The 25332-nt window shown below is 39.5% G+C and carries 22 protein-coding genes and 2 tRNA genes; 13 read left to right on the plus strand and 11 right to left on the minus strand.

Annotation, left to right across the window (positions count from 1 at the left end; genetic code table 11):
* Positions 1 to 294: 294 nt before the first annotated feature.
* The 6 genes from FLJC2902T_RS03545 to FLJC2902T_RS03570 all read left to right on the plus strand — a co-directional run bounded on the left by FLJC2902T_RS03545 (position 295) and on the right by FLJC2902T_RS03570 (position 3998).
* Positions 295 to 1272 carry a M23 family metallopeptidase gene (locus FLJC2902T_RS03545; RefSeq protein WP_023578408.1) on the plus strand — a complete coding sequence of 326 codons (978 nt, stop codon included), beginning with the start codon at positions 295 to 297 and terminating at the stop codon, positions 1270 to 1272.
* A gap of 114 nt (positions 1273 to 1386) precedes the next feature.
* On the plus strand, positions 1387 to 1716 hold the full coding sequence (locus FLJC2902T_RS03550; RefSeq protein WP_023578409.1) for a MerR family transcriptional regulator: 330 nt from the start codon (positions 1387 to 1389) through the stop codon (positions 1714 to 1716).
* A gap of 56 nt (positions 1717 to 1772) precedes the next feature.
* Positions 1773 to 2366, plus strand: coding sequence for a LemA family protein (locus tag FLJC2902T_RS03555; RefSeq protein WP_023578410.1), 594 nt, complete (start codon positions 1773 to 1775; stop codon positions 2364 to 2366).
* Between the two features lie 3 nt (positions 2367 to 2369).
* On the plus strand, positions 2370 to 2807 hold the full coding sequence (locus tag FLJC2902T_RS03560; RefSeq protein WP_023578411.1) for a TPM domain-containing protein: 438 nt from the start codon (positions 2370 to 2372) through the stop codon (positions 2805 to 2807).
* A 24-nt stretch (positions 2808 to 2831) separates the two neighbouring features.
* The gene (locus FLJC2902T_RS03565) at positions 2832 to 3608 is read left to right on the plus strand and encodes a TPM domain-containing protein (RefSeq protein WP_023578412.1); all 777 of its coding nucleotides are present in this window, start codon (positions 2832 to 2834) and stop codon (positions 3606 to 3608) included.
* Positions 3609 to 3779: 171 nt separating this feature from the next.
* Entirely contained in the window at positions 3780 to 3998 is a 219-nt protein-coding gene (locus FLJC2902T_RS03570) for a hypothetical protein (protein ID WP_023578413.1), read from the plus strand.
* 103 nt (positions 3999 to 4101) lie between these two features.
* Here the strand turns inward: FLJC2902T_RS03570 and FLJC2902T_RS03575 are convergent, their stop codons facing one another.
* The 3 genes from FLJC2902T_RS03575 to era form a co-directional block, all read right to left on the minus strand.
* Positions 4102 to 6879 carry an outer membrane beta-barrel protein gene (locus tag FLJC2902T_RS03575; protein WP_023578414.1) on the minus strand — a complete coding sequence of 926 codons (2778 nt, stop codon included), beginning with the start codon at positions 6877 to 6879 and terminating at the stop codon, positions 4102 to 4104.
* A gap of 97 nt (positions 6880 to 6976) precedes the next feature.
* Positions 6977 to 8287, minus strand: coding sequence for a ribosome biogenesis GTPase Der (gene der / locus FLJC2902T_RS03580; protein WP_023578415.1), 1311 nt, complete (start codon positions 8285 to 8287; stop codon positions 6977 to 6979).
* Positions 8288 to 8465: 178 nt separating this feature from the next.
* Positions 8466 to 9350 (minus strand): GTPase Era, encoded by an 885-nt coding sequence (gene era / locus FLJC2902T_RS03585; protein ID WP_023578416.1) that lies wholly within the window; start codon positions 9348 to 9350, stop codon positions 8466 to 8468.
* Between the two features lie 117 nt (positions 9351 to 9467).
* Here era and FLJC2902T_RS03590 point away from each other — a divergent pair.
* From FLJC2902T_RS03590 to FLJC2902T_RS03615, 6 genes are all read left to right on the plus strand, one after another.
* Positions 9468 to 9540, plus strand: a tRNA-Met gene (locus tag FLJC2902T_RS03590).
* Between the two features lie 31 nt (positions 9541 to 9571).
* Positions 9572 to 9644: transfer RNA gene (locus tag FLJC2902T_RS03595), tRNA-Met, on the plus strand.
* A gap of 128 nt (positions 9645 to 9772) precedes the next feature.
* On the plus strand, positions 9773 to 10225 hold the full coding sequence (locus tag FLJC2902T_RS03600) for a KTSC domain-containing protein (RefSeq protein WP_023578417.1): 453 nt from the start codon (positions 9773 to 9775) through the stop codon (positions 10223 to 10225).
* A gap of 250 nt (positions 10226 to 10475) precedes the next feature.
* Entirely contained in the window at positions 10476 to 11090 is a 615-nt protein-coding gene (locus FLJC2902T_RS03605; RefSeq protein ID WP_316929377.1) for a YkgJ family cysteine cluster protein, read from the plus strand.
* Positions 11091 to 11207: 117 nt separating this feature from the next.
* The gene (locus FLJC2902T_RS03610) at positions 11208 to 11696 is read left to right on the plus strand and encodes a DUF1761 domain-containing protein (protein WP_023578419.1); all 489 of its coding nucleotides are present in this window, start codon (positions 11208 to 11210) and stop codon (positions 11694 to 11696) included.
* Between the two features lie 58 nt (positions 11697 to 11754).
* A complete protein-coding gene (locus tag FLJC2902T_RS03615; RefSeq protein WP_023578420.1) occupies positions 11755 to 12903 on the plus strand; it encodes a GNAT family N-acetyltransferase in 1149 nt (382 codons plus the stop codon).
* A gap of 313 nt (positions 12904 to 13216) precedes the next feature.
* Here the strand turns inward: FLJC2902T_RS03615 and FLJC2902T_RS03620 are convergent, their stop codons facing one another.
* The gene (locus FLJC2902T_RS03620; protein ID WP_023578421.1) at positions 13217 to 15121 is read right to left on the minus strand and encodes an ABC-F family ATP-binding cassette domain-containing protein; all 1905 of its coding nucleotides are present in this window, start codon (positions 15119 to 15121) and stop codon (positions 13217 to 13219) included.
* 65 nt (positions 15122 to 15186) lie between these two features.
* Here FLJC2902T_RS03620 and FLJC2902T_RS03625 point away from each other — a divergent pair, with 65 nt between their 5' ends.
* Positions 15187 to 15573 (plus strand): DUF983 domain-containing protein, encoded by a 387-nt coding sequence (locus tag FLJC2902T_RS03625; RefSeq protein WP_023578422.1) that lies wholly within the window; start codon positions 15187 to 15189, stop codon positions 15571 to 15573.
* Here the strand turns inward: FLJC2902T_RS03625 and FLJC2902T_RS03630 are convergent, their stop codons facing one another.
* The 7 genes from FLJC2902T_RS03630 to topA form a co-directional block, all read right to left on the minus strand.
* Positions 15574 to 16623 carry an NAD(P)/FAD-dependent oxidoreductase gene (locus FLJC2902T_RS03630; protein WP_023578423.1) on the minus strand — a complete coding sequence of 350 codons (1050 nt, stop codon included), beginning with the start codon at positions 16621 to 16623 and terminating at the stop codon, positions 15574 to 15576. It abuts the gene before it with no gap.
* A 66-nt stretch (positions 16624 to 16689) separates the two neighbouring features.
* Entirely contained in the window at positions 16690 to 17667 is a 978-nt protein-coding gene (gene porN, locus FLJC2902T_RS03635) for a type IX secretion system ring subunit PorN/GldN (RefSeq protein WP_035677043.1), read from the minus strand.
* Positions 17668 to 17708: 41 nt separating this feature from the next.
* Complete coding sequence (gene porM, locus FLJC2902T_RS03640) at positions 17709 to 19259, minus strand: type IX secretion system motor protein PorM/GldM (RefSeq protein ID WP_023578425.1); 1551 nt, start codon at positions 19257 to 19259, stop codon at positions 17709 to 17711.
* A gap of 42 nt (positions 19260 to 19301) precedes the next feature.
* A complete protein-coding gene (gene porL / locus FLJC2902T_RS03645) occupies positions 19302 to 19937 on the minus strand; it encodes a type IX secretion system motor protein PorL/GldL (RefSeq protein WP_023578426.1) in 636 nt (211 codons plus the stop codon).
* 54 nt (positions 19938 to 19991) lie between these two features.
* Entirely contained in the window at positions 19992 to 21392 is a 1401-nt protein-coding gene (porK, locus tag FLJC2902T_RS03650) for a T9SS ring complex lipoprotein PorK/GldK (RefSeq protein WP_035677046.1), read from the minus strand.
* Between the two features lie 141 nt (positions 21393 to 21533).
* Positions 21534 to 22682, minus strand: coding sequence for a formimidoylglutamase (locus tag FLJC2902T_RS03655; protein ID WP_023578428.1), 1149 nt, complete (start codon positions 22680 to 22682; stop codon positions 21534 to 21536).
* 2 nt (positions 22683 to 22684) lie between these two features.
* Positions 22685 to 25186, minus strand: a complete 2502-nt coding sequence (gene topA, locus FLJC2902T_RS03660; protein WP_023578429.1) for a type I DNA topoisomerase — start codon at positions 25184 to 25186, stop codon at positions 22685 to 22687.
* Positions 25187 to 25332: the final 146 nt, after the last annotated feature.

The following is a 25332-nucleotide window of genomic DNA, read 5'->3' on the forward strand; positions in this document are numbered from 1 at the left end:
ATTGTACTAACTCGCACTAATTTTCTATTACGATTCCAAAAATCAAAATGGCTTTTCCCCTAGCCCTGATGGGAGAGGAAATCCTGACATTGAGAGATTGCCCTGCAAGCTCTCAATGGCAGATTGGAACGGATAGCAGGAACACGATCCCGATAGCTATCGGGACAAATTGGCCAAATGTTTCGCTTCAAAAAACACTTTGCTTTGAAACATTTTTTAAATTTGTTCGTATAACCCCTACAAGCGGTTAGCCAACACCATTTTATAAGCTGCAAAAATAGTATATTTTAGAACATGTCGAAGGTAAAATATGTTTATGATCCTGAAAAATTAGCCTATCGGAAAATCAAGCCGAAGAAAGGGCGAAAGTTCGGCTATTTTGCTTTGTTTCTGGTGGCTTCGGCGTTATTTGGCTTTTTGTGTTTTGTGGTTTTACTGAACACTTCTTATTTTGAAACACCAAAGGATCGAATCCAGGCGCGTGAGATTGAGAACATGAAAATCAATTACGAAATCCTCAATAAAAAGATTGACCAGCTGAATGAAACCATGGCCAATCTGGAAGATCGGGACAACAACGTGTACCGTGCGTATTTTAACAGTTCGCCGGTAGATCCTGAAAAACGGAAAGGAGAAGGCGAAAATGTACTGAGCTACAAACAACTTCAGGGCTATAACAATTCGGATTTGGTGATTAACACCACGAAACGTTTGGACGTTATTGCGAATCAGTTGGTTTTTCAATCGAAATCATTAGATGAAATCATTACATTAGCCAAAGGAAAAGAAAAATTACTGGCTGCGATTCCGGCGATACAACCGGTAAAAAATGAGCAACTTAAACAAATGGCTTCCGGTTTCGGTTATCGAAGCGATCCTTTTACCAAAGTAAGGAAGTTTCATAAGGGGATGGATTTTTCCGCACGTACGGGAACTCCGATTTTTGCCACCGGCGACGGTGTGGTGGAAAAAGCCGATGCTTCGCTTTCGGGATACGGGAATCACATTGAAATCCGTCATGGTTATGGTTATAAAACGCTTTATGCCCATTTAAGCAAATACAAAACACGACCTGGACAACGTGTAAAACGTGGTGACATCATTGGTTATGTTGGAAGTACCGGCCGAAGTGAAGCGCCACACTTACATTACGAAGTGTACCAGAACGGGAAAGTGGTGAATCCGCTGAATTTTTATTACGGGTCGATTTCGGCCAAAGAATATGTTTTGATTTCACAAATTGCCAACCAAGAGAACCAGTCGTTGGATTAATCTTTTGGATAAAAACAGATTATAGAGAATAGAAAATAGAGAATAGAAAAATAGACGTTGAAACTTTTGACTTTTGACTTTTGACTTTTGACTTTCGACTTTTGACTAAAAAATATGCATTTAGATTTACCTGAAAAAAGATACTACAGCATTGGTGAACTGGCCAAGGCTTTTGATGTAAACGCTTCCCTGATTCGGTTTTGGGATAAAGAATTCGATATTCTGCAACCCAAAAAAAACGCGAAAGGGAATCGTATGTTTACACCCGAAGACGTAAAAAACCTGCAATTGATTTATCATCTGGTGAAAGAACGCGGTTTTACTCTTGATGGTGCTAAAGTACACCTGAAAGAAGGGCAGAAAAAAACGCTGGACAAGTTCGAAATCATTCGCAAACTGGAAGGAATCAAAGTTCAGCTGACAAATATCAAAAATGAGTTATAAGTAACAATTCACAAAACAATCGACTAATACAAAAATCAACTTTAAATTTAAAAAAAATGAGAAAATTTGCACCAATATTAATTATTGTAGCTATTCTGGCCGTTATCGGATTTTGGTACATCGGAATCAAAAACGGTGCTATCCGTGAAAATCAGGCGGTGGGTAAAGAATGGGGTAATGTGGAAACCGCTTACCAAAGAAGAAACGACCTTATCGGAAACTTGGTTAAAACCGTAAAAGGCGCTGCTGATTTCGAAAAAGGAACCTTAACAGCGGTTATCGAAGCAAGAGCGAAAGCGACACAGGTAACCATTGATCCATCGAATGTTACTCCGGAGCAATTGGCGCAATTCAACCAGGCACAAGGCGGTGTTTCATCGGCTTTATCAAGATTATTGGTAACTGTTGAACAATATCCTGATCTGAAAGCGAATGCAAATTTCCTGAAATTACAGGACGAGTTGGCCAGTACGGAAAACCAGATTTTAACTGCGAGAACGCGTTTTAACGAATCGGTTCAGAGTTACAACAACTATATCCTAAAAATCCCGAACAACTGGTTCTTGGGCGAATACAAAGAGAAGCCATTCTTTGATGCAGTGGCTGGCGCTGAAAAACCGGTGGATGTTGAATTTAACTTTGACAAATAAACGATGTCTTTAACTGAAGATTTTCTAACCCCGGAAGACGAAAAGGAAATTGTACACGCGATTTCTTTGGCGGAAAAAAACACATCCGGCGAGATTAGAGTTCATATAGAAGCACATGCAGAAAAACCTCCTATCGAAAGAGCTAAGGAGGTTTTTCACGCATTAGGCATGGACAAAACCGAAGCCAAAAACGGCGTTTTATTTTACGTAGGTGTTCAGGATCATTCTTTTGCCATCCTTGGCGATAAGGGGATTGACGATTTGGTGGAAGATGATTTCTGGGATTGCACCAAAGATTTGGTCATTGGGCATTTTAAAAACAAACAGTTCAGAACAGGCTTGGTAGAAGGAATTCTAAGAGCCGGTGAACGTTTGAAAAAACATTTCCCATACAAAGACGATGACGCCAACGAATTATCAAACGAAATATCCAAAGGTTAAATGACGAACTTCCTATTTAAAACGATGAAAATTCTGGTTGCTGTAACATTTTTGCTACTGCACCAATTAGGGTTTGCTCAATTTGACATTCCTAAAAAACCCGATTTTCAAACCAGTGTATATGATTATGCCAACATTTTGGAAGCGGGACAGAAAAAACAACTGGAAGAGAAACTGGTTCGTTACTCCGATTCAACCACGACACAAATAGTAGTCATCACTATAGAAGACTTAAAAGGTGAAGACATTGGCATTTTAACTCCGAAATGGGCACACGAATGGGGCATTGGTCAGGCTAAGGAAGATAATGGTGTTTTGATTTTACTTTCCAAGAACGACCGCAAAATATGGATTTCACCCGGTTATGGTGTGGAAGACCGATTAACGGCGGGTATTACCGGGGAATTGGTCCGTAACATCATCATTCCCGAATTTAAAGCCGGAAGCTATTACAACGGTTTAGACAAAGGTGCCGATGCCATTTTTGATGTTTTAAAAGGGAAATACAAAGGCGAACGAAAAGCAAACAAGTCTCCTGGTGGCGGAAAAATAATTTTCTTCATCATTATATTCATAATTATCATTGTGATTCTTTCCAAAAACAAACGTGGCGGCGGTGGAAACGGCGGGCGTTTTTCCGGTCCGGATCTGGGCGACATCATCATCCTGAGCAGCTTGGGTCGTGGTGGTTTTGGCGGTTTTGGCGGCGGAAGTTCCGGTGGTGGTTTTGGAGGCGGAGGCTTCGGAGGTGGTTTTGGCGGAGGCGGTTTCTCCGGTGGAGGATCCGGCGGAAGCTGGTAACTTCAGACAGCAGGTTTCAGACTAAACAAACAGATAAAAAAGAGATTGCCTTCCGCAATCTCTTTTTTGTTTCATCCTACTTACCGTACTAAATGTCTTTAAGAACCTATTGTATTATCATTAACACGACACTTCAGCCAATCAGCGTACCTTTAAGAAAAGCTAAAGGTCATGAAAAATTTCGCAATCAAATTGGTGTGGTTTACTACGATTTTCGTGCTCGTCTTTACCGGTTTGTGCCAGACAAATGTACCGTTGCCTTTCATCAGCAGCTTATTTATTTTAGGAAGTGCCCTTTTTTTATACACAGTTTACAAAGTACTTACCGATAAATATGAAACCACAAAAACATTTAAGGATTGGTATGGGGATTTCCCCGAAAAACATTGAGTGACAAAAACCACGCTTATATAAAATTAAATTTCCAAAATTTCACAAATACATTTTAACCCTTAAAAAAAGAGGCTGCCTTTTCAGACAGCCTCTTGTATTTTTAATGGTTCCAATTTCGTGAAGGCTTTTCTTTACCTCCAAATTTTTCAATCTTATAGGTTAAAGAAAACATAGCGTAGCGTTTCAGCACCGTATTTTCCTCATCCCGAATCGTTGTTGCAGATATGGTTCGTACAGCACTTTGATTCTGGTTCAACATATCGTAAACCTTAACTTTTGCCGTGAATTTCTTATTATAAAAACTATAAGACAAACTGGTATTCCATAAATAGAAATCCTTTTTAAAACCATCCGAGATATTCGAATTGTAAGTATATCCGAAATCATTTCCGAAAACCCAGTTCTTAGGCCAGTAATTCGTCGTTTGTATATTAAAACGGTGGATCCTGTTAACCGTCGAGCTAATGGAATAATTAGTATAATTCGTTTCGTTATAGGTAAAATTATACGACGGGGCAATGGTTAGCAATTCACCGTAGTCATAGTTAAAAAACACTCTTGGTGTTAAACGCAAGGCTTTTGCATCATACATTTCAGTATCAGTAAATCCTTTTGAGAACCCTAAATTAGAACTGATTCCGGCTCCAAATCGGTATTTATGCGCTTCCTTTTTAATACTTTTACTCCAATTCGCGCCAAACCAAGAGGAATAAGTATCAGAAACATTCGCATAGGTCGTGGCACGCTGACCTCCTTGACCGTATACAGTTGAAGAAACAATCTGACTTTCATAAAAATTCCCCCCTGCATAAATATAATATCCGGTACGACTAGGATAATCATAGTCGTTAAAATTGAAATACACGCGATGGCTTTTATTCAGATTCAAATCAGGATTACCAAAAAAAGTATTGAGCGGATTGGCCATATCCAAAACCGGCAACACTTGACTCGCAGTTGGGAAATCGTATTCGAAGTTATAATTCATCCAAATCTGTTTCGACTTATTCAGCTTATAATTTAAATGCATACTCCCGTAAGGAATCATGTATTTCTTATTCAAATCGGTAGTACTCCCAAGGTAGAAAGAATGATTGTCAAACTGAGAAATGGCAGTCCCTCCCGATAAATTAAAATTAAAATTCTTCTTTCCAATCGCAATTCCGGCATTGGGACGAGCCGTTTTTATAAACGAGGACATGAAGTTTGTCAGCTCCGCATTAGGATCCGAATACGACCCGGAAACCGAATCAAAATCATAAGCTTTACGGTCTTCGGACGATTTTTTCCATTCGTACCCCAGCCCTAAATTTATACTTAACGAATCAGCCACCGGCTCTGAATAGCTAATGTCAAAATTATAATTATCCCTTAAATTCCGGTTATCTTTTTGCTGATCGCGAATATCATCAGGTTCAATTCCTACATGGTAAATGGTAGAAGATATGTTAGTGGAAAGGATTTCATCTTTATTATTTTCATTATCAAAAGAAGCATTTATATAGCGTCCTTTTCGTTTGAACGATTTATTAAAATTGATGGAATTATTAAAACTGTTTCCGTCGCTTTCATTAAAAATATTCGAAGAACTTTCGTTTAAAAGTGTATTAGCCTCGTCTGTTGAAAACTGAAATGAATTGTTTCGGTCTTTTCCGTGTGATTTCGAAAACCGGGGAATAAAAACCAAAGAGGCTGTCGAATCGATTTTATATTCAAATTCAAAATTTAAATTATGACCGAAACGATCGGAAGTTGTCTGCGAAGTTGCATCCGTAATAATTCCACCGGAAGGCAGGAAATTCGCTTGCTTGACACGGCTGTTATTTTTGGTGTGCTGATCGGAAAAAAAGTAGTTCCCGGAAGATTCAAAATTTTTAACCAATTCGTCTGAATAATTAATCCCAACTAAATCGGATTGTGTGATTCCGTTCCCCCCTCCAAAACTCATTCCGTTCACACCGAAAGAACCATTATCGTTATAGTACATGGAGCGGCTGCGGCCCCCTCCCATATTATCAAAGATCTCATCCATGGAAAACCCGATGGAATTAATATTATTGGAAGATGCCAAAACACTTATTTTTCGTTTATCCTTAAAATAATTGACTAATCCACTGGCCTCATAACGGTCATCCGTCCCGTATCCGCCCATGAATTTACCAAAAAGTCCTTTGTTCTTATCTTCGTCTATGGTTAAGTTTATAGTGGCCTTATCGGAACTGGAGGCTTGACCGGAAAGTTCTTCCTTTTTGGTTTTGAGATCCGATACCTGTATTTTATTGATGATATCCGACGGAAGATTCTGCAAAGCTACTTTTCCGTCCTTGTCAAAAAACGGTTTCCCGTTTACCATAATCTGGGTCACTTCCTTTCCGTTCACGGTGATTTTGCCTTCCGGATCTATCTCCACGCCGGGCAATTGTTTCAGCAATGTTTCCACATTGGTATCGGGCCGAACCTTAAAAGAAGCCGCATTAAACTCCAACGTATCTTTTTTAATACGAATAGGTGGTGCTTCGGCCTTAATAACAACCTCATTCAGCATTTTGGATTGTTCTTTTAAAGTAATCACTCCAAAATCGGTTGCTTTTAAAAGCTCGTTCAGGCTTTGTTTATGCGCCTCAAAACCTTCCATAGAAACTTTTAGAAAAACAGGCTGTGTAATCTTTTTAACGGCTAAAGAGAAGTTCCCGTTTTTATCGGTAATCGTATAATCCACCAGTGTTGAATCTTTGGCCTGCGAAAGATAAACCGTAACGGATTCCATAGGAAGTTTGGTAGCTTCTTCAATAATTTTTCCTTTGATATGAAAGGAATTCTGAGAAAAAGAACACACTGAAAACAGTGCAAGAACGAAAGTAAAAAAATGTTTAGGCATCAATAAAAAAATTGCGGTTAAAATGATTTCTCATTATAACCGCAAATTAAAGTTTTTATTATGTAAGAATTTTATTTGTTATGTAAATTTTAACACTCTATTTCTGTCTGAAGTAAATATCGATCGGCACTCCGGTAAAATTGTAGATCTGACGCAATTGGTTTTCAATAAAACGTTTGTACGGATCTTTCACATACTGCGGCAGGTTAGCAAAAAACACGAACTGAGGCGTTGGTGTCGGCAACTGCATACAATACTTAATTTTCACATATTTTCCTTTCAGTGCCGGTGGCGGTGTACGCTCGATAATCGGCAACATGGTCTCGTTGAATTTTGATGTGGAAATACGCTGTTTTCTGTTTTCAAAAACTTCAACTGCCGTTTCCAAAGCTTTCAATAAACGTTGTTTGGTTAAAGCAGATACGAAAAGAATCGGCACATCGGTAAACGGCTGCAATTCTTCACGGATTTTTGCCTCATAATCACGGGTTGACATGGTATCTTTTTCCACTAAATCCCACTTGTTCACCAAAATCACGATTCCTTTACGGTTTTTCTCGGCTAACCAGAAAATGCTCTGATCCTGTCCTTCAAAACCACGGGTTGCGTCAATCATAAGGATACACACATCCGAATGCTCAATGGCACGCACCGAACGCATTACGGAATAAAATTCTAAATCCTCTTTCACTTTCGCTTTTCTTCGGATTCCGGCGGTATCCACCAAATTGAATTCGAATCCGAAACGGTTGTATTTCGTATCAATCGCGTCACGCGTAGTTCCGGCAATATCGGTAACCACGAAACGGTCTTCACCAATTAAGGCATTAATGAATGATGATTTTCCGGCATTAGGACGACCTACCACACAAAAACGCGGTAACGGATTTTCCTCTTCCACCGCATCCGGCATTTCCGGCAAAGCTTCAACCAAAGCATCTAAAAGTTCTCCTGTTCCGCTTCCGTTCATTCCGGCAATGGTGAAATATTCCCCTAAACCTAAATTATAGAATTCGATTGCGTCTTTTTCACGCATCGCATTATCCACTTTGTTTACCGCCAATAAAATCGGCTTGGTCACTTTTCGAAGCAATTTGGCTACTTCCTCATCCATCGGCGTAATGCCTTCTTCCACATCCACCACAAAAATGATGGCATCGGCTTCATCAATGGCCAATTCTACCTGACGACGGATTTCGCCTTCAAAAATATCATCCGAACCTTTAACATAACCGCCGGTATCGATAACCGAAAACTCCTTTCCGTTCCATTCGCTTTTTCCGTAATTACGGTCACGGGTTACACCGCTCACCGAGTCAACGATAGCTTCTCTTCTTTGGATTAACCTGTTAAAAAAGGTTGATTTCCCTACATTCGGACGTCCTACAATGGCTACGATATTATTCATTTTCTGCTAATTTGGTGCAAAGTTAGATTATTTATTTGATATGAAGCTTGTTCCCGCTATCCGCTGTATCTTTTTGCCACTCGCCACCCTGCTTAAAACGGGTTCGGCTAAGGCAAAAAGGATGCCGCTTCTCCCGATAGCTATCGGGACGGGGCTATTTCAGCTTTTCAGCTCCAGTTTATTTTTGATTGTATCCGAAACGACGCAATTGAAACGCATTGCTTCTCCAGTCTTTGTTGACTTTCACGAACATTTCGATGTGAATCTGTTTTCCGAAGAATTTCTCCAGATCCTGACGGGCTTCTACTCCCACTCTTTTAATTGCCGATCCTTTGTGTCCGATGATGATTCCTTTCTGCGTATCACGTTCCACCATGATTACCGATTTAATTCGGATGATATCCTCGTCTTCGATAAATTCTTCGGTTTCGATTTCTACGGCATACGGAATTTCCTTGTCGTAATGCAAAAGGATTTTTTCGCGGATGGTTTCATTTACGAAGAAACGTTCCGGTTTATCGGTTAAAGCATCTTTCGGATAATACGCCGGCGATTCCGGAAGCAGTTCCAGGATTCGGTTAAAAACTTCTTTCACGTTGAAGTTCTCTAAAGCGGAAATCGGGAAAAGTTCGGCATTCGGCACTTTTTCTTTCCACAAGTTCACTTGCTCTTCCAATTGTTCCTGATTGGATTTGTCGATTTTATTCAACAATAACAACACCGGAATTTTGGAATGGATTATTTTATTAAAAAAAGCTTCGTCTTTCAGTTCTTTTTCGCCAACCTCTACCATATATATCAACACATCGGCATCTTCAAACGCTGATTTTACAAAATCCATCATCGAATTTTGCAATTCATAAGCGGGTTTGATGATACCCGGAGTATCTGAAAACAAGACCTGAAAATCCTCTCCGTTCACAATTCCGAGGATACGGTGACGGGTGGTTTGCGCTTTAGAAGTAATGATCGACAGGCGTTCCCCGACGAAAGCATTCATTAAAGTCGACTTCCCAACATTTGGATTTCCGATGATGTTTACAAAACCTGCTTTGTGTGACATAGTAAATAATTTAGCCTACAAAGGTAGTCATATCAGGTGAATATGCAGAAATAAAAAAAGTTTTTGTTGTTTTTGTTGCACGAACGGAATTTCGGTGTACCTTTGCACTCGAAACATCGCGGGATAGAGCAGTAGGCAGCTCGTCGGGCTCATAACCCGAAGGTCACAGGTTCGAGTCCTGTTCCCGCTACTAAGAATTTATTGAAATTACAACCGTACATCGCGGGATAGAGCAGTAGGCAGCTCGTCGGGCTCATAACCCGAAGGTCACAGGTTCGAGTCCTGTTCCCGCTACTAAGAAGAGAATCATTTTGGTTCTCTTTTTTTTTAAATAAACCGAAGTGACGTATTTCTTGCATTTCAAGATTTATCCCACTGTTAATCAAAACGTTTCACTAAAGAATTGCTTTAATTTTTTAATTATGAACACAAAAAAAATTGCTGAATACCGAAAATTATTGGATGTTACAAAAACTGCAACATTAAAAGAACTGAAAACGATTTACAGAAATAGCATGAAGGAAGACCATCCGGATACTATTGCCGATCCTGTTGAGCGTTTGGCAGCGGAAGAAAGAAGCAAACAAATCATTGAAGCATACCACTTTTTAGTAAGCATCGCACCGGAAACTCAAGAAAAGGACAAAGACGAATACATCAAAACCACAACAACTTCCAACATTTTAGAATTCTATATGGACAATGGGGTTTTGTATATCAGTTTCTTGGACGGAAATCAGTTTGAGTATTTTGGTGTTCCTAAAAACACTTATATCAAAATGATCAATGCGGAATCACCGAACCGTTTTGCAAAACGTCATATATTTAATGAATTCACTTACCGCAGCGCCAGTAAATTAGTGGCTGCAGAATAACGATTTTCAATTACAATATAAAAACCATCAACGAAAGTTGGTGGTTTTTTTATAGTCGTTTATTTCCGAAAAACTTAAAGTTTTCAACCTTTTAAAGACCGGAAACTTTAAAAAACCGTAGTTGAATTTTATTCATTTCTCCCCTTCACGAACGCTGGTTACATATCGGTATCATTAATTCTTCAGAAATCCGTCATTATTCCCGCCACAACCTAACAACCAAGCGCTAATTACACTATCTTCGAAAAAAATGACAATGTCGATAGAACGCAGGGTGAAATTGGTTGAAGAATTATTCGACAAACTGGAACTCGAAATCACCGAGTTTAAAACACAAACCAAATTAGGGTGCAATGCCGGCTGCGGAAAATGCTGCAACAACCCCACTATTGAAGCATCCCCGACAGAGTTCTTGCCCTACGCCTTTCATCTTTTTTTAAACGGCAAAGCCGAAAAGGTCCTGAACGAAATCAACAATCTGGAAACCGCCATCTGCTACAACTATACGCCTCTTTCTGTTTTAGATTCCAGCAAAGGCAATTGCAGCAGTTACCCACACCGCGCCTTAATCTGTCGCCTTTTTGGTTTCGGAGCGAGCAGTGATAAATACGGACAACTTCGGCTAGCTACCTGCAAAATAATCAAGGAAGAGCAGCAAACGAATTACGATAATTCTACAAACGCCATCAATAATGGGCTCTATGTTCCGGTTTTCACCGATTACTACATGAATCTTTCCCAAATCGATTTCCGGCTGGGAAACATCATTGTCCCCATCAACAAAGCAATGCAACTTGCCATCGAAGAAGTTTTGCAGTATTACGCATACCGACCGATGCCGACTGGTTTTGATCATTGTGCTTAACGAAATCCCCTTTTAAAAAAACGCATCATTTTTCAATGGTTTTCACTGGAAAAACCAATGCTTTTTTGTTCCGTGTATTTTTGTTAAATTTGAAAACAACCAAAAACAAAATATTTTATGGAATTCAACTTCGTAGCAGTATTGGTGGCCGCTCTGGTTACTTTGCTTGTCGGGTTTGTATGGTACAACCCTAAAGTTTTCGGAACCATCTGGATGAACGAATCCGGAATGACCGAAGAAAAAGCCAAACAAGGAAATATGTTGAAAATTTTCGGCTTAACCATTTTCTACTCCTTCATGCTTGCCTTTATAATGCCAGCTCTTACGGTTCATCAAATGGGCGCATTAGGTATGATTGGCGGACCGGAATTTGTTAACAAAGCACTTCCTTCTTATGCTGCATTTATGGCCGATTACGGGGATACTTTCCGCACCTACCAGCACGGGGCCCTTCACGGATTCATGTCCGGTGTTTTCTTAGCATTACCAATTACCTGTATTAACGGTTTATTTGAACAAAAATCATGGAAATACATGCTGATCAATGCCGGTTACTGGATAGTCTCAATGACGATTATGGGCGCTGTCGTTTGCCGATGGATCTAAAAATTAACATTTTATTATATCGTAATCGCTCTACATTTGTGGAGCGATTTTTTTCTTTGTGAAACAGTCTTACCATTATAAAATCTATTCTTCCGTTGCAGAACTCCCTGAATCATGGGACACCTTGTCTGTTTCCAACATTTTCCTTTCGGGAGATTATTTGAAAGTGATGGATAATTCGGCACCAAAGAACATGATTTGCCATTACATCGGATTATTTAAAGACGATGAACTGACAGGCATTGCGCTTTCCCAATTTCTGGACCTGAATCTGGTGAGTTCTTTTGGGGAACGCGACACGTGCATTAAAACATCAGTCCGCAATTTCGTATTCCGAAACTTCACTTCACATGTTTTATTTGTGGGCAACAACATGCTCACAGGTCAGAACGCCTATATTTTTTCAGAAAATTTACCCGCAAAAGAAGGCATTTCACTGCTGCATAAGGCGGTAAAAGAACTCCAAACCAACTTTAAAAAGCAGGGTAAAAAAATCCACCTTACCACTTTTAAGGATTTCTTTACCGATGAAAAAGTTGTTTTAGAGGCTTCCGAATTCCATTCGTTTTACAAATTCTCGACCCAGCCCAACATGATTTTCCCGATAGCAGAAAACTGGAAATCCGAAGACGATTATGTGGCAGCGCTGAGTAAAAAATACCGCGATCAATACAAAAGAGCACATAAGAAACTGGACGGTATTGAAAAGCGGAAAATGCCCTTAGCGGAAATTGAGCAACACAACGCAACGATTCACAACTTATACATGAATGTGGCCCGAAATGCGCCGTTCAACACTTTCTTCTTAGCGGAGAACCATTTTTACGAACTAAAAAAACAACTGGGACACAACTTCCTTTTTTACGGCTATTTCCTCGAAGACAAACTCATCGGTTTTAACACCCTTATTAAAAACGGAGCCACCATTGATACTTATTTTCTTGGGTATGACGACGAACACCAGCGCGAAATGATGGTGTACCTGAACATGCTGTACGATATGATTAAGTATTCGATCAAGAAACAATACAAGGAAATTATTTTTGCCCGAACGGCTTTGGAAATCAAAAGTTCTGTGGGCGCCAAACCTCATGAAATGGTAGGCTTCATACAACATTCCAATCCGTTGATTAACCGGTTTGCTGGGAAAATTTTCAAATCGCTTGAGCCGGAAACGGTATGGCAGGAACGGAATCCTTTTAAGTAGTAGTCAGTTTACAGTCGCGGTCTCAGTTTACAGTCTCAATCACAGCCACAGCGCATAACTAAAAAACCTCGATGAAAACCTAAAGCGGTTAACTCGCCCTGATTCATCGGCATCTTTCAGACCTGACAGGTTTTTAAAACCTGTCAGGTCTGAACAAAAACCTTCAAAGAATGCCTAAAGTGATTAACTAGCCCCGATGGGAGAGGAAATCCTTTTTATTGGGAGATTGCTTCGCAAGCTCCCAATAAAAAGATTGGAACGGACAGCGGGAAAAGGGTTTATTCTCCTCCCGAACGTTTCGCTTCAAAAATCATTAAAGGGCATCAATTTCACCCTGTACTTTTTCCCAGTCTTCCAACAACTGGTCTAAATCTTTCTTTTTCTTCTCGTAGGCCGCAAAAAACTTTGCGTCTTCAATATGTTTGTCGTAATTCGACGCCAAGGCTTTATCGTCGTTCTGAATGTCTTTTTCCAATTGCTGGATCTGACTTTCTATTTTACTTAATCGGTTTTGAAGCGACTTGTTTCTTTTCTGCTCTTCGTAAGACAGTGACTTGTCCTGTTTTTGGGTTTCCTTCACCACATCTTTCTTCTCTACTTCTCGCATGTTTTCCATTTTGCGTTGTTCCAAGAAGAAATTGATATCGCCCAGATATTCTTTGATCTTCTGATCTTTGAATTCGTATACGATATTTGACATACCCTGAAGGAAGTCACGGTCGTGAGACACCAGCAGCAAAGTCCCTTCATATTGCTGTAAAGCAGCTTTTAAGACGTTTTTAGACTTAATATCCAAGTGATTCGTCGGCTCATCCATCACAAGCACATTGATGGGCTGTAACAACAATTTACACAACGCCAAACGGTTTCTTTCGCCTCCGGAAAGCACTTTTACCTTTTTCTCAACATCGTCTCCTCGGAACAGGAACGAGCCTAACATGTCGCGCACTTTCGAACGATTGGAGTCGGTTGCGGCTTCCACCATGGTTTCCAATAACGTGATTTCGCCGTCAAGATATTCCGCCTGATTTTGGGCAAAGTAACCCAATTGGACATTGTGCCCTAATTTTATGTTTCCGCCGTATTCGAATTCGTTTACGATAGCTTTCATAAAAGTAGACTTCCCTTGTCCGTTCTGACCTACGAAAGCGATTTTGCTTCCGCGTTCCACCAACAGGTTGATATCTTTTAAAATCGTTTTCTCACCATAAGCTTTGGTTACCTGTTCGGCTTCCACCACCACACGTCCGGGCGTAACGGAAACCGGGAACGAAATGTTCATTACCGAGTTATCATCTTCGTCCACTTCGATACGCTCGACCTTATCCAATTTCTTGATTAAGGATTGCGCCATGGAAGCCTTGGAAGCTTTGGCACGGAATTTCTCGATTAACTTTTCGGTTTCTTCGATTTTCTTAGCCTGATTTTTTTGTGTCGCCAATTGCTTTTCACGGATTTCCTGACGCAAGACCAAATATTGTGAATACGGTTTATTGAAATCGTATGCCTTACCCAAAGAAATTTCAATAGTTCGGTTAGTTACATTGTCCAGGAACATTTTATCGTGGGAAACAATCACCACAACTCCGGGGAACGTGCGCAGAAAACCTTCCAACCAGATGATACTTTCAATATCCAGGTGGTTCGTTGGCTCATCCAGCAATAATATATCGTTACTTTGAAGTAATAATTTTGCCAATTCGATACGCATACGCCAACCTCCCGAAAACGTATCGGTCTGGTTGTTGAACTCTTCGCGTTTGAAACCTAATCCTAAAAGAATTTTTTCGGTTTCACCTACGTAATTGTATCCCCCTAAAATTTCATAATGATGAGTAACATCGCTTAATTGTTCGATCAGTTCTGAATAACTTTCACTTTCGTAATCGGTTCTTGTAGCCAGCTGATGGTTGATTTCATCGATTTTGAGTTCGGCGTGTTTGATTTCTTCGAAAGCCTGATAGGCTTCTTCCAAAACCGTTCTGCCTTTTACAAAATCGATATCCTGACGAAGAAAACCTATTTTCACTTCTTTCTCTGTGGCAATACTTCCGGAATCCGGCTGAATGTCACGCGAAAGAATTTTAAGCATAGTAGATTTTCCGGCTCCGTTTTTACCAACAAGACCAACTCTATCCCCTGCACCCAAACGAAATGTTACTTCTTCGAAAAGATAAGTACCACCAAAAGAAACCGATAAATTGTGTATATTAAGCATAATTGTGACGAATGTTACATAGGTAAATTCTTAAATGAATTACCTTTACATAAAATTTTATGCAAATGTTAAAAAAAGGATCCAAATTAAACAGCATTTTAACAGGAAGTTGTCCAAAATGCCAGGAAGAAAGCATGTATTTGGATAAAAATCCGTATCATTTATCAAATGCCCTCAAAATGCATGAAACCTGCGGTCATTGTGGTACCCGTTATAAAATAGAACCTTCCTTTTTTTATGGCGCCATGTATGTGAGTTACGGAGTTGGTATTGCCTTTGGAGTTGCTTCTTTTATAATTACACATTTGTTCCTTGGCGCTAATCTGAAAACTTCCTTTATCGCCATAATTGCCACCTTGATATCCCTCATGCCAGTGATTATGCGATTATCCCGAAATATCTGGATCAACATCTTCATCCATTACGACAAGAACTGGAAAAGCGACAAGTAATCACCTCTTCCTTTTATCGAATCGTTTGATGTCAATTTGAATATCCAGCGGAACATTATTCTCTATATTTTCGAAAAGGTCTTTCGCTAATGAAGGTCCGAGCATTACGCCTCGCGTTCCAAGTCCGTTAAGAATATGCAATCTACCGAATTCTGCATGCGTACCAACTAATGGGCGGCGATCTTTAACAGTAGGTCGAACGCCGGCAAAATGATTTACGATTTCGAAATCACAATCGATTAACTCTTTTAGGTTCTCTATCAGTTCATTTTTTCCTTCTTCTGTTGGCGTATCGGTTTTATCATCCCAGTTATAAGTTGCCCCTACTTTAAACAAATCGTTCCCGATAGGCAGGATGAAAATGCTTGATTTAAGAACCACGTCCAGATTTAAATCCGGCGCTTTAATAATAAGTAGCTCCCCTTTGGTACCATCTAACGGCAATTGATTAAAATACGGATTGTGCTGTAGCCCAAAACCTTCTGCAAAAATTACATGTTTCGCTTCAATGTTTTTATACATTACAGAATCAGCTAAAATTTCAAGCTGAGAATAATCAAAAGTCTCGTTTAAAATCAGATTATTGGATTGCAGATAATCACCATACGAACTTATAAAAACTGCTGTGTCCACATAACCGGTATGCAACACTTCACCAAAACCAAAATCGGAGGAAATGGATTGATATTTCTTTTGGATAATCCGTGTGGATAGGAACGGAGAAAGACTGGGTTTGTCGGCAGCCTGAAACCAATTGTTTTGCTCTTCGATGGAAGCGAATTTTCGATAGACCGGTATTTTATAATCGAAAGTTACGTTTAGACGTTTTTCAACATTAGCATAGAAAGGCAGACCATATTCCAATTGCTGCGTCGCTTGCCAGACCTGACTGAACCTTTTTAAGATAACAGGATTGTACAATCCTCCTGCCACCTTGGAAGACGACGAAGAAAAATCTTCTACCACAAGAAATGACTTTCCGTTTTGAAAAGCAGTTTCAGCAAAACAAATTCCGGCGATACCGGATCCAACAATTAAATAATCTATCATGGTACAAAAATAAAAAACTCCCACCGTAATGGTGAGAGTTTTTATATAATTAAAAAGATTTTACTACTAGTAGTTCCACATGTCCTGTTCGAAGTTGCGGATTTTCTCTTTTACACGCTCAGATTCCAATAACTGCATCTGAGAATTTTCTTTCATGTACTCTTCAATTTTTCTATCTCCATATACATTCTCTTCCTTGTAAATTACAGCGCTGAAGCGTCGTGCATTTAATAAGTGGTCGAAAGTAAGCGGCAAAGCTGAATTTTTGTCATTGAAAGCTTTTGCTTCATGTAACACATCTCTTATTGACGGGAAATAAATCCAGAACAATTCGATTACGTCGGCGTTTTCATTACCAATCTCTCTCGCTTCCGGAGCCACTGGACAGATACCCAACATTCTGTATTTCAATTCACCTTGTCTTTTATCAAAATACCAGTAACCTTTAATTTTATACCCTGAAATATCGATTCCCGTTAATTCTCTTTTGTCGATATACTGTAGATCCAAAACTTTCGTTGGAGTACCAGGAACAGTCTCTGTTACCCATTTCCCATCCACTTTTTTTCTTACAGTTTTAGGCTTTGGCATATAGTCATCATAATAAGTATTAATCTCATCACGACCTGCCTGTGTAGTATCGATGTAAGTAAAAGAAGAAGCCATATCTTTCAGAGTCTTCTTGGTATTAAAGTAGTCATCCGTATACACTTCAGTTATTCTACCGTTCTTAATACCTTTCAAAAGAACATCAAACAAAGAACGTCTGTCGCTACCTATGTTTACCGAATCAATTGGATAATACATCGGAAAGTTAACTCTTTCGTCAAGGTCAATGATTTCCCAAATTGCCTTACCCATTAAGATATCACGATCGTGCACATATCCATAAGGAAGCGGTTTATCATTATCGGCATTCATTTGCGCAGCAGTTTTCTTTCCGATTTCATCAGGAGTTTTAGCATTCAGCAAGTTAGACTGTGCGAATGATGTATAACTTCCTGCTACTGCAAAAAATACTACTAAAAGGTTTCTCAATTTCATGTTCTAAAATTAAAGTTATTTAAGTTATTGTACTTAAATTATTATTGAATTTCGTAAACTACTGGAGAAACTCTAGGAGGCATGATCCCAGAAACACCAATAATCTTAGTTTTAATATCAGAGATAGTTATAACATCACCTCTACCTGCTTTAGCCATAGCCGCTTTACACTGAGCGTTAACTCTATCACCATTTACAATAACTGCAGCCTGTCCAGGTGCTTTGAAAGTAAACTGTGTAACTTGATATGTCAAGTCATATGCAAAATCATCAAGTTTAGCGGAAATCTGAGACACTTCTAAACGTCCTTTTGCACCTTTTGCAGCTCCAGTTTGTCCACCAATTGCACCCATTGGAGCAGGAATATTCTTGATACGGAACGCCTTTTTGTCAGAAACTGTTTTACCATCAGGCAATTTACCAGTAACATTAACAACAACCTCAGTACCTGAACCAGGTGTCAAGTTGTACTGACCTGGTTTACCAGCTTTAGATAAACCTGGAGCCGAAGCATTTACTTTATCATCAGAAATACCAGCAAATGAAATTGTCATTGGATTAGCTAAACCTCTGTACACAACATTCATTTTATCAGCAGAAATGTTAGCTGAGTTTGGTCTTGGTACTACAACGTATTTTTCTTTGAACTCTACTGGAATAGATTTTCCATCCTCGATAAATGTAAATTTACCAGAGATTTCTTTTTCACCTACACCACCAGCAGTAGCATTGAATACTGCCTGACCGTTTTCGATTTTTGAACTAGCACCGTTAACGTTGAAAGAGTTTGGAACCGTTGATTCGTCATAACGACCTAATACTACTTTTCCTTTTACAGCCTCTCCTTGGAAAACAACCGATTTCTCGAAAACAACAATTGCTTTATAGTTTGACATCGAAGCAGCTTGTGCTGTAGTGTTACCGATTAAAGCATTGTAAATATCCTGCTCTGTTTTTTTGATATCACTTTGAATCGCTGATAACTTCGTTAAAGAAGCAACTGCCGGGAACCCTTTAAAGTGGTAATCCAAAAACAACTTAGTTACGTTTTCTTTGTCTTTTACATCAGCTGTGCTGAATTTAGCATTTACATCTTTAAGGATAGGCTGATATTTAACATCTTTTCCGATAACTCCAGCAATCCCACTTTTGAATTTATCAAAAGCAGCGATGATTTCTTTTCCTTTTTTAGAATAACCGTCTCCGCTAAACCAAGCTTCGTCAATCTTATCACCTTTATCCATTGATTCGTATGGCAATTTACCATCCGCTTCTTTTTCAATATCTTTGGTGATATCATTTTTCAACGCCTGAATGAAGTCGTTGAATTCTTTTACGATAGGTTTGATTTCTTTTGCTTTTGCAAACGGCGCACCGAACTGCGCAGCATTTTCTCCAGCTTTACTCTCCAACTGACCGTATAAACTTCCGTTATATTCGTCAGAGAATTTATTAACCCCTTCGAATTTTTCATTCATCAAACCGAAAGCCGTTAATACTTCTTTTGACATATTTAATGCCAACATCGCGATGAAAACCAAGTACATTAGGTTAATCATCTTCTGTCTAGGACTTAATTTTCCTCCTGCCATTTTCTAATTAGTTTTTAAAAAAGTTAATAATTTTGAAACTAATTAGCCTCTGTTACTCATTGCAGAAAGCATTCCGCCGTATACATTATTTAATGAAGATAAATTTGCAGTCAACGATTGCATTTGATCTTTTAATTTTAAGTTGTTCTCAGCAACTTCTTTATTGATTTCAGCGTTACGAGTAGCACTTTCCAACTGTACTTTATACATACCGTTTAAAGTTTCTAACTGCGTAGCAGCCATACCCATTTCTTCTGCATATTTCTTCTGAGAAGCGATTGCATCTACAGTAGGAGCCATGTTTTTAGCAGCACCTTCGAAGTTTTTAATGCTGTTACCTAAGCTAGCCATTAACTCACCGTCAATTTTAGCTTCTTTCAACATTGAATCTAATTTTTGAGATAATAAACCTTGAGCTTCAGTTGGGTTTTCAACTTTTTTAGCATCTCTCTTTTTAGCTTCACCACCTGCTAATTCAGGATAAACTAAAGTCCAGTCTAATTCTGTTTCAGTTTCGAAAGCTGATAAACCGAAGATAAGAGCCTCAGTTCCCAAACCGATGATAAGGAAAGTACCAGCACCTGGCCAGTGCATAATTTTGAATAATGCTCCGATAATTACTACTGCTGCCCCCATACCGTAGGCGAAACTCATCACTTTTTTTGGAATTAATGCCATAATAAATAAATTTTAGTTAGTTAAGTTAATATAAAAATTGGTTAATTTTTGAAGTTATTTTTGGTTTTTGGTATTACTTGTTCCCATGTAATCCTGAACCGTTCTGAAACCGATATACGATCTTGCAGAATCCGCATATTCATAATCACGTGTACTCACCTGCAAGAAATACGCAACATCTTTCCAAGAACCTCCACGAGTTACTTTACGCATATTAGATAGATCCGGCACATTCGGATTCATTGTAGAAACATACTCATAAGCTGCTGGATCATAAGATGAATCCGTCCACTCCGCTACGTTACCCGCCATGTTATACAAGTTATATTCGTTTGGCTCGTATGATTTTGCCTCTACAGTATACAATGCACCGTCGGCAGCATAATCTCCACGATTTGGTTTGAAGTTAGCCAAGAAACAACCTCTGTCATTTTTAGCATACGGACCTCCCCAAGGATATGTTCCAGACTCTAAACCACCTCTCGCAGAATACTCCCACTCAGCCTCTGTAGGCAAACGGAATGAATTCACCTGATCTCTTCCTTTTTTCTTTTTAATATAGGTATTCTTATTCATGGTTCTCCAAGCACAAAACGCTTTTGCCTGTTTCCATGAAACCCCAACTACAGGATAATCCCCGTAAGCCTGGTGCCAGAAATAGTCATTATGCATTGGCTCATTATAAGAATACGCAAAATCTTTGATCCAAACTGTAGTATCAGGATAAATCTCGATATTTTCAGTTTTCATATACTTACTTCTCTTAGTTCTGCTATTTCCTACAGACTTATCTTTAGCCGCCGCCTGAATATCCATCCAAGTATAACGGAATTTCAATTTAGAAACATCAAATGTTCTCAATCCGTTATATGACTCAGTAGCCGGCAAATACAATGAATCCATCACTTCTACATAGTGCTCATCCGGATATTTCTGAACGTCATTATGCAATTTCACCTTTCTGTTCAAACGTCTCCCTGCATAAGGATCTTCATCCGTACCTACACTATAGTAGTTTTCATACATATACTTATCATATGCTGACATTTTCGCAGGATCCTGATCTTTAAATGCAAAATCCCCAATACTTCCGCCTTTTCCACCGTCCCCGCCAGGTTTCTGACCTTGTTCATCGGCAAGAATAGCCAATCTTGTTCTGGTAGTTGAATCTTTTACCCATTCTACGAACTGACGGTATTCACTATTTGTAATTTCCGTTTCATCCATGTAGAATGAACGCACAGTAACAGTTTTAGTAGGCGCATCCTGAACATTAGCTAAATCATCATCTGATTTACCCATAATAAATGCACCACCTGGAACCAAAGTCATACCAAACGGCTTCTCTGGATGCCATTTTCTTCCTTTAACTCCTACTAGTTCACCTCTGTCGTTTTTATGACAACTACTAAAGAACAATGAAACAAGTGCTGTAAACGCTATGAACTTCTTCATATAAATCTGGGTTAATTATATTTACATTTTTAAGGGCGTAAACCTATCTATTTATTTTCTAAAAAACAATTTTTTCCCTAAAAAAAACTTAAAAAAATAAAATTGTTCCAAAATAAACAGGCTAATCGCCATCCATTTTGATTATACTAAATTTTTCTTCTGGGCTTTCCACCATCTTTCAGGTATTTCCTGATTGGTTGCCCCCAGATAATCTTCATAAGTACATGGTAATAACGTACTTCTTCTTAATTTATTGTTAAGCCCTGACAAAAAAGGTATCTCTATCCACCATCTTTCGGTTTTATCACTCTTGAAAAAAATTAATTCTTCATCTTCAAGAGGAACGATATACTTTAAATAATCTTCCTTAACACCAAACGGATATTCTTTCGAACGGTAATGAAACCCTTCTATAAAATACCATAAAACCTGTGCTGCTAACACAGATTCCGCCTCAGAACCTCCATGATTAAAAACTCCAAACGAAGTAACCTTATCACTGATACCGGAATAGCGCGAAAGTACACAAATTTCTTTTCCGTTGAATCCATTAGGGTTAAATTTTGCAAAATTTCCTGAATCGGCCGATTTTACTGAGGTTAAATCCACCGAAACCAGATCCGCATCCCTGAAAACCGGCTCTGCTATAGCCGGATTACTACAAATTTCACCTAAGCGAAATGCATCAAAATACAATTTTTCAATCAAATCAATTTCTTCCTGTGAATTGAAATACGTCTGATATCCAATATTACTATAATTAAACAGATTATTCGGCTCTTCCACAATCATGCTGGACAAAAAAGAATTCGCCGGCACACCGTCTTCCTTCGCAAAATCGAATTTACTGTCAACCGAAACAACATTTACCATCTGCTCCAACTGGTCGTAAGCACGATACATGGCATAGGTCAAATCCTGTGAACCTCCTATCACAACAGGTACCACCTTATTTTTAATTAAATATGCCACCGCATTTTTCAGTACATAATACGTATCGTCCAATGAATTTCCGGGAGCTATATTTCCCAAATCCACAATCTGCGCTTCCCAATTGCCCGGAAACAGACTGTAAAATTCTCTTCGGATATGCGCTAAATCAGCCTCATAAATTCCTTCACCCAACCCTCTGTTTTCCATCACGCCGATAATAGCTATTGACGCTTTTTCGATATTCGGAAAATCGGTCTCCGAGTGAAAAACAACCTTTTTACCCAAGGCCTGGGGTGTCAGTCCCTGAACGAACTCAAAAAAATCGGAATCCAGTGGTTGAAAAAAATCAAATACCATATCTATTTCTTTTTAGCCGGTGCTTTTTTAGTTGCCGTTTTTTTAGCTGCAGTTTTCTTTGCAGGCGCTTTTTTCTCAATCAACTCCTTCACTTGTTCCAATGTCATTGCTGCCGCATCCACATCCTTACTTAGCTCTATTTTTATTTTTCCTTTGGTGATTACCGAACGGCCCCAGCGTGCTTTTTCCACACGGATACCTTCTTCCTCCCAATTATGAATTACCTTATCAATCTCTTTCTGAAGCTTATCTTCAATCAGTTCCTCCACATCGGATTGTGAAAGATTATCGAAATTGTATTTTTTACTAACATTGATAAACAATCCGTTCCATTTGATGAAAGGACCGAAACGACCAACACCTTTTTGAACCGGCTCATTCTTATAAGTAGCGATCGGTGCATCAGCTTTCGCTTTCTCGTCAATCAGCTCCTGAGCTCTTTCCATGGTAACATCCAAAGGCTCCTCTCCTCTCGGCAGGGAAATAAAAACACTTCCGTGGCGTACATACGGACCGAAACGCCCGTTACTCACTTCCACTTCTTCTTCTTTATAGGTTCCTAATACTTTTGGTAGTAAAAACAGATTCAACGCTTCTTCCAAAGTAATGTTACCGATATTCTGTTCCGTACGCAAACTTGCGAATTGTTTGTTCTCGTCGTCGATATCACCAATTTGTGCCATCGGTCCGAATTTACCCAAACGAACACTCACCTGCTTTCCTGTTTTTGGATCTTTCCCTAAGATTCGTTCTCCGCTTTCTCTCTCGGCATTCTCCTCCACATTCTTAACTGTCGGATGAAAATGCTTGTAGAAATCGTTCATCATTTGCGCCCATTCAATATTTCCTTCGGCGATTTCATCAAAGTCCTGTTCTACTTTTGCCGTGAAGTTATAATCCAATATGCTGTCAAAATTCTTCACTAAGAAGTCGGTAACAATGGTTCCGATATCGGTCGGCACTAACTTCCCTTTATCCGAACCCGTATTTTCTTTCAGATGCTTCTCCTCAAGCTTCCCTGATTGAAGTACCAACTGTGTATATTTTCTTTCCTGACCTTCCAGATTCCCTTTCTCAACATAATTTCTGTTGATGATGGTAGAAATGGTTGGCGCATAGGTTGATGGACGGCCGATTCCTAACTCCTCCAACTTTTTAACCAAAGAAGCTTCGGTATAACGAGCGGCTGGACGTGTATATCTTTCCGTTGCCGTGATGTAATTGTTTTGCAATCTCTCGTTTATCTTCATTGCCGGTAACATTCCTTCCTGTTCGTCATCATCTTCATCATTCCCTTCCAAATACACTTTAAGGAAACCTTCGAATTTGATTACCTCACCTGTTGCCGCAAATAATTCGCTATGATTGTTTGCTTCGATTTTTACGTTGGTACGCTCCAATTCGGCATCGCTCATTTGGGATGCCACGGTTCTTTTCCAGATCAGATCGTACAAACGCGCCTGATCCCTGTCGATATTTACCGTGTGACGTGTCATATCTGTCGGACGGATTGCCTCGTGTGCTTCCTGCGCTCCTTTGCTTTTGTTGGTAAACGTTCTCGGTTTTGAAAACTCTTTACCGTAAGACGCAATGATTTCCGCCTGAGCCGCATCCATTGCTTCTTTAGAAAGATTCACACTGTCCGTTCTCATATACGTAATAAGTCCGGCCTCGTACAAACGTTGTGCTAACTGCATGGTGATTCCAACTGGCAAATACAATTTACGCGCCGCTTCCTGTTGTAAGGTTGACGTGGTAAAAGGCGCTGCGGGTGTTTTTTTGGTAGGTTTTGTTTCCAGATCCGCTACCTTATATATAGAACCGATATTTTGGTTTAAAAAATCTTCGGCTTCCTGCTTCGTATTGAAGTTCTTCGGTAATTTCGCTTTGAAGGCTCTTCCCGCTTCGTTTGTGAATTCTGCCACAACCGAATAAGAAGCTACCGGTTTAAAATTCTGGATTTCGCGTTCGCGTTCCACAATCAATCGCACCGCAACTGACTGCACACGACCGGCAGACAGTCCGCCTTTGATCTTGCGCCATAAAACCGGAGACAACTCGTAACCTACCAAACGATCCAATACCCTTCTCGCCTGTTGTGCGTTTACCAAGTTATAATCAATCCCTCGCGGGTTTTCGATGGCTTTCTGAATGGCGGTTTTCGTGATTTCGTGAAAAACGATACGTTTGGTTTTATTCGGATCCAATTTTAATTCTTCCGCCAAGTGCCATGAAATAGCCTCTCCCTCGCGGTCCTCATCGGAAGCCAACCAAACCATATCGGCAGCTTTAGATAACGTTTTCAGTTTACTCACCAAGGCTTTTTTATCCGGGGAAACTTCATATTTGGGTTTGAACCCATTCTCCACATCTACCCCAATTTCTTTCGAAGGCAGATCGGCGATGTGTCCGTAGCTTGATTCTACCTGATACTCGCTTCCCAAAAACTTCTCTATTGTTTTCGCCTTTGCCGGTGACTCAACGATCACTAAATTCTTTGCCATTTACTTTTTATTTATGTCGCAAAAGTATAGGATTTTTTTAAATATAGCGTTTTTGCACATTTTAAAAGTAAAATTTGTCGTTGAGCGGTCGCTTTCGAATTCTATTAATACGCTGACGGAATTATATATTACCGGAGTTTCGGCAA

Source organism: Flavobacterium limnosediminis JC2902 (genome assembly GCF_000498535.1).
GTDB lineage: Bacteria > Bacteroidota > Bacteroidia > Flavobacteriales > Flavobacteriaceae > Flavobacterium > Flavobacterium limnosediminis.

What these genes read in the sequence shown, in the direction of transcription:
- FLJC2902T_RS03545 (WP_023578408.1), top strand. Translation starts at nt 295, where the DNA reads ATGTCGAAGGTAAAATATGTTTATGATCCTGAAAAATTAGCCTATCGG.
- FLJC2902T_RS03550 (WP_023578409.1), top strand. Translation starts at nt 1,387, where the DNA reads ATGCATTTAGATTTACCTGAAAAAAGATACTACAGCATTGGTGAACTG.
- FLJC2902T_RS03555 (WP_023578410.1), top strand. Translation starts at nt 1,773, where the DNA reads ATGAGAAAATTTGCACCAATATTAATTATTGTAGCTATTCTGGCCGTT.
- FLJC2902T_RS03560 (WP_023578411.1), top strand. Translation starts at nt 2,370, where the DNA reads ATGTCTTTAACTGAAGATTTTCTAACCCCGGAAGACGAAAAGGAAATT.
- FLJC2902T_RS03565 (WP_023578412.1), top strand. Translation starts at nt 2,832, where the DNA reads ATGAAAATTCTGGTTGCTGTAACATTTTTGCTACTGCACCAATTAGGG.
- FLJC2902T_RS03570 (WP_023578413.1), top strand. Translation starts at nt 3,780, where the DNA reads ATGAAAAATTTCGCAATCAAATTGGTGTGGTTTACTACGATTTTCGTG.
- FLJC2902T_RS03575 (WP_023578414.1), bottom strand. Translation starts at nt 6,879, where the DNA reads ATGCCTAAACATTTTTTTACTTTCGTTCTTGCACTGTTTTCAGTGTGT.
- der (WP_023578415.1), bottom strand. Translation starts at nt 8,287, where the DNA reads ATGAATAATATCGTAGCCATTGTAGGACGTCCGAATGTAGGGAAATCA.
- era (WP_023578416.1), bottom strand. Translation starts at nt 9,350, where the DNA reads ATGTCACACAAAGCAGGTTTTGTAAACATCATCGGAAATCCAAATGTT.
- FLJC2902T_RS03600 (WP_023578417.1), top strand. Translation starts at nt 9,773, where the DNA reads ATGAACACAAAAAAAATTGCTGAATACCGAAAATTATTGGATGTTACA.
- FLJC2902T_RS03605 (WP_316929377.1), top strand. Translation starts at nt 10,476, where the DNA reads ATGACAATGTCGATAGAACGCAGGGTGAAATTGGTTGAAGAATTATTC.
- FLJC2902T_RS03610 (WP_023578419.1), top strand. Translation starts at nt 11,208, where the DNA reads ATGGAATTCAACTTCGTAGCAGTATTGGTGGCCGCTCTGGTTACTTTG.
- FLJC2902T_RS03620 (WP_023578421.1), bottom strand. Translation starts at nt 15,121, where the DNA reads ATGCTTAATATACACAATTTATCGGTTTCTTTTGGTGGTACTTATCTT.
- FLJC2902T_RS03625 (WP_023578422.1), top strand. Translation starts at nt 15,187, where the DNA reads ATGTTAAAAAAAGGATCCAAATTAAACAGCATTTTAACAGGAAGTTGT.
- FLJC2902T_RS03630 (WP_023578423.1), bottom strand. Translation starts at nt 16,623, where the DNA reads ATGATAGATTATTTAATTGTTGGATCCGGTATCGCCGGAATTTGTTTT.
- porN (WP_035677043.1), bottom strand. Translation starts at nt 17,667, where the DNA reads ATGAAATTGAGAAACCTTTTAGTAGTATTTTTTGCAGTAGCAGGAAGT.
- porM (WP_023578425.1), bottom strand. Translation starts at nt 19,259, where the DNA reads ATGGCAGGAGGAAAATTAAGTCCTAGACAGAAGATGATTAACCTAATG.
- porL (WP_023578426.1), bottom strand. Translation starts at nt 19,937, where the DNA reads ATGGCATTAATTCCAAAAAAAGTGATGAGTTTCGCCTACGGTATGGGG.
- porK (WP_035677046.1), bottom strand. Translation starts at nt 21,392, where the DNA reads ATGAAGAAGTTCATAGCGTTTACAGCACTTGTTTCATTGTTCTTTAGT.
- FLJC2902T_RS03655 (WP_023578428.1), bottom strand. Translation starts at nt 22,682, where the DNA reads ATGGTATTTGATTTTTTTCAACCACTGGATTCCGATTTTTTTGAGTTC.
- topA (WP_023578429.1), bottom strand. Translation starts at nt 25,186, where the DNA reads ATGGCAAAGAATTTAGTGATCGTTGAGTCACCGGCAAAGGCGAAAACA.